Source organism: Accumulibacter sp. (assembly GCF_032229525.1).
Classification (GTDB): Bacteria; Pseudomonadota; Gammaproteobacteria; order Burkholderiales; family Rhodocyclaceae; genus Accumulibacter.
In genome coordinates, this window is record NZ_JAVTWB010000244.1 from 1 (window position 1) to 4,347 (window position 4,347).

General features: G+C 64.0%; 4 protein-coding genes. 2 read left to right on the forward strand and 2 right to left on the reverse strand.

What is annotated here, in order from left to right:
- Positions 1 to 905 (reverse strand): efflux RND transporter periplasmic adaptor subunit (locus tag RUW20_RS19310; RefSeq protein ID WP_313953848.1); only part of this gene is annotated, 905 nt, incomplete at its 3' end.
- Between the two features lie 185 nt (positions 906 to 1,090).
- Here RUW20_RS19310 and RUW20_RS19315 point away from each other — a divergent pair.
- Together RUW20_RS19315 and RUW20_RS19320 are read left to right on the forward strand one after the other, a co-directional pair.
- Positions 1,091 to 3,076, forward strand: coding sequence for a UvrD-helicase domain-containing protein (locus tag RUW20_RS19315; protein ID WP_409559393.1), 1,986 nt, complete (start codon positions 1,091 to 1,093; stop codon positions 3,074 to 3,076).
- Between the two features lie 157 nt (positions 3,077 to 3,233).
- Complete coding sequence (locus RUW20_RS19320) at positions 3,234 to 3,620, forward strand: hypothetical protein (protein WP_313953850.1); 387 nt, start codon at positions 3,234 to 3,236, stop codon at positions 3,618 to 3,620.
- Between the two features lie 91 nt (positions 3,621 to 3,711).
- On the opposite strand, the gene RUW20_RS19325 is transcribed toward RUW20_RS19320, so the two are convergent.
- Positions 3,712 to 4,161 (reverse strand): c-type cytochrome, encoded by a 450-nt coding sequence (locus tag RUW20_RS19325; protein ID WP_313953851.1) that lies wholly within the window; start codon positions 4,159 to 4,161, stop codon positions 3,712 to 3,714.
- Positions 4,162 to 4,347: the final 186 nt, after the last annotated feature.

Sequence of the window (4,347 nt, forward strand, 5' to 3'; positions counted from 1 at the left end):
TCGATGTCGGCGCTGTAGCCGACCAGCAGCTTGCCGGGCGCTGCCGGGTCATCGAAGTCGGCTTCGATGTCGACCGTGCGCGCCTGCTTTTCGAGCGCCGAAACGTAGGGTGCAACGCGCTTGACCTTGCCGGGAAACGACCGCTTCGGCAACGCGTCGAGACTGATCCGTACCGGCTGTCCAGCGGCGATCCGCGGCGCATCGACTTCGTCCATCGGCGCCTTGATATAGAGACACGAGTCGTCGATCAGATCGATGGCCGGCGGCGTCGGCACGCCGGGCGGTGACGGTGTCGAGTATTCGCCGACCTCGCCGACGATCTTGGCGACGGTGCCGGCGAACGGCGCGTAGAGCACCGTCCGGCCCTGCTCGACGCGAGTCAGCCGGACTCTCGCCTCGGCTTGCAGGACGTCGGCTTGGGCCGCTGCGCAACCGGCGCGCCTGGCTTTCGCCTCGCTGCGCGCCGTCTCTTCCTTGGCGCTGGAGACAAACCCCTGCGCCCGCAGGCTCGTCTGGCGCTCGGCTTCCCGTTCGGCATTGGCGGCGACGGCACAGGCCTCGCTGACCCGCTGCCGGGCGGTGGCTACCTGCGCGACGTACCACGCGCTTTGCGCCTGCTGGTCGTCGTTCCACAGTTTCATCAACAGCTGGCCCTTGCTGACGCGGTCGCCCTCCTTCACCGCCAGCAGTTCGATGCGGCCACCAACGATCGGCGACAACTTGGTGCGCTGGCAGGCTTCGACCGTTCCCGCACGGGTGTTGGCGATGGTCGATTCGACCAGGCCGCGCTCGATTTGCCGCAACACGACGGCCACCGGTTTCGGCCGGGTGATCCACCATACGGCGCCGGCAATGAGGGCGACGACAAGCAAGGCAACTAACAAACGGCGGATCAGGGGGGACATGTCGGCGGAGCTCGGGATTGGCGAAAGGGGCCTGGCAGCGACCCCCGCTATGGTCTGACGAATCCGCGCCAGTAGCAAGGGCAGCGACTCTCGCCGCCAGCGGACACTCCGTCCCGGCAGGATCGGCAAGGGCTTCGGCGAGCCCGTGCTAGAATCGCCCCCCCCGCCTCCGGCCGCACCCTTTGATGTCCTCGCTCAACCCTCCGCAACGCGAAGCGATCCGCTACCTTGACGGTCCCCTGCTGGTCCTGGCGGGTGCCGGCTCGGGCAAGACGCGGGTGATCACCGAGAAGATCGCCTACCTGATCGAGTCCTGCGGCTTCAGCCCGGCCAACATCGCGGCCATTACCTTCACCAACAAGGCGGCCAAGGAAATGCAGGCGCGGGTGAGCAAGCTGCTGGTGGGCAAGCCATCAAAAGGTCTGACCATCTCGACTTTCCACGCGCTCGGCGTGCGCATCCTGCGCGAGGAAGCGCGCACGCTCGGCTACAAGCCCAACTTTTCGATCCTCGACGCCACCGATTGCTTCGCGGTTGTTTCCGAGCTGGCGAGCACCGTTGACAAGGCGGTGGTTCGCAAGCTGCAGTCGTTGATCTCGAACTGGAAGAGCGCGCTGGTTTCGCCCGACCAGGCCCGCAAGGCGGCGCAGAACGACACCGAACTGCTCGCTGCCAACGCTTACGACAGCTATCTGGTCACCCTGCGCGCTTACCAGGCGGTCGATTTTGACGATCTGATCAGCTTGCCGGTGACGCTCTTCGAGGAGCATCCGGAAATACGCGAGAAGTGGCAGAACCGCCTGCGCTATCTGCTGATCGACGAATACCAGGACACCAACACCAGCCAGTACCGTCTGCTCAAGCTGCTGGCCGGACCGCGCGCGGCGTTTACCGCGGTCGGCGACGACGACCAGGCGATCTATGGCTGGCGTGGCGCCGATATCGAGAATCTGCGCGGCCTGCCGCGCGACTACCCGCAGCTCAAGCTGATCAAGCTGGAACAGAACTACCGCTCGACGGTACGCATCCTCAAGGCGGCCAATGCGCTGATCTCACACAACGAGAAACTGTTCGACAAGAAGCTGTGGTCCGAACTGGGCCACGGCGACCCGATCACGGTCAGCATCTGCCAGGACAACGAGAAAGAGGCCGAAGCGGTGGTGATGAAGCTGCAGGCACATCGCTTCGAACACCGCGGTGCTTTCAGGGACTACGCCATTCTCTATCGCGGCAATTTCCAGGCGCGCGCGCTCGAACAGTTCCTGCGCAACCAACGCATCCCCTACCTGTTGTCCGGCGGTCAGTCGTTCTTCGACAAGAGCGAAATCAAGGATCTGGTCGCCTACCTGCGTCTGCTGGCCAACGAGGACGACGACCCGGCCTTCATCCGCGCGGTCAGCACGCCCCGCCGGGGTGTTGGCACCAGTACGCTGCAGGCCCTCGGCAGCTATGCCGGCGAACGTCACCTGTCGCTATTTGCCGCGGCCTTTGAACAAGGCTTCGCCCAGCGCGTTCAGCCGCGTCAACTCGCACCGCTGCTCGAATTCTGCGAGTTCATGAACCGCCTGCAAGCACGCGCCAGCGGCGAACCGGCAGCGAAGTTGCTGGCGGACCTGCTCGCGGCTATCGCCTATGAGGACTGGCTCAACGAGCGTGACGAGAAACGCGTGGCGCAAGTCAAGTGGAGCAACGTCCAGGAGTTCTGCGATTGGTTGGGCAAGAAGGGTGAAGACGAAGGCAAGACGCTGATCGACCTTACCCAGACCATCGCCCTGATCAGCCTGCTCGACAAGAATGAAGCGGACGTCGACGCCGTCCAGCTATCGACCCTGCACGCCGCCAAGGGCCTCGAGTTCAAGCACGTTTTTCTGATCGGCATCGAGGAGGGCATCCTGCCGCACCGCGAAGCGGCGGCCGATGGCCGCATCGAGGAAGAACGCCGGCTGATGTACGTCGGAATCACGCGCGCGCAACGCTCGCTACACCTGAGCTATTGCGAGAGGCGCAAGCAGGGCCGCGAGACGATCCCCTGCGAGCCTTCGCGTTTCGTCGCCGAGATGGGTAGCGAAGACCTACGTTTTTCCGGCGGCAAGAGCGCGGCAGTGCCGGACAAGGCCGCCAATTCCGACCGTTTGGCGGCGATGAAAGCGATGCTTGGCAAGAGCAAGTGACCGCGGGGCAGCGTGGTGGTTACAGCGGGTTACACGACGTTACTCAGGCGTTGCCATCCAGCTGCTTGGTCCCTGCGTTAGTGTTGGCAAGGCCGGAAACAACCAAGAGCAACACCGAACCGACCGAGCAAATACCAATCAACCTCAGGAGACCCTCATGTTCAAGAACCTTATCGCCCTCGCCATCGCTGCTGCTTTCAGCACTGCCGCCTTCGCGCAAGCCCCAGCTGCCACGGGCGCGACCAAAGCGGTCGAAGCGGCCAAGCCAGCCATTGCTGCAGCGGCGACGGCCACGCCAGCTGTTGCAACCCCCGCTGCAGCAACCCCGGCAGTCGCAGCTCCGGCAGTGACCGACACTATCGCCACGGCGACCACCAAGCCCGCAGCCATGGCCAAAGACAAGATGCATGCCGCCAAGCCGAAAGCGAAAGTCGCCACCCCGACGGCAGCAGCCAAGCACACGGCCGCCGACAAGATGGAAGGCACCACTGGCAGCGCAACGCCTGTTGCCGCTTCGGCCGCCGTCCCGGCCGTCGCCAAGTAAGGCTACGCGCCGCGCCTTCGGAGCCGCTTCCGAGGCGCACAAAAAAAGGAGACCTGACGGTCTCCTTTTTCTTTGTTGGCGACCAGACGCCTTACTTGGCCAGCCCCACCAAATGCTCGACAGCCCCCCTGATCTCGTCGGCGGTCAAGTCGGCGCCACCGCCCTTTGGCGGCATCGCGCCCTTGCCATTGGTCACGCTGGCGACCAACGCGTCAGTGCCGGTAGCAATACGCGGCGCCCAGGCCGCCTTGTCGCCAGCTTTCGGCGCACCAGCGACGCCAGTTGCGTGGCAGGCCATGCAAATCGAATTGTAGACCGTCGCGCCATCACGCGGCTGGCCTTCGGCTGCGGCCGCCGGGGCTCTCTCCAGCTCCAGCTTCGCCACTGGCAGAATGCGGGCAAAAACCGCATCGCTGTCGCTGGCGACCCCACTACTCCCTTTACCAATCATCGATAGCGGCCAGATGACTACCATCAGAACGATGGCAATGACGATGGTGATCACCAGGATCGTCCGTGAAGAGAGTTGTTTTTGAGCCATGCCGGATCCTTGGTTGTCTGCAGGTTGGTTGGCGAATTGTACCGCCCTTTGGCGCTGCCCAGAAGGGCTGAGCTGGACTGCCCACGGCAAACCGGTTAAGCTTGCCGTCCTGCACGCGCCCGTAGCTCAGCTGGATAGAGTACTGCCCTCCGAAGGCAGGGGTCGGACGTTCGAATCGTCTCGGGC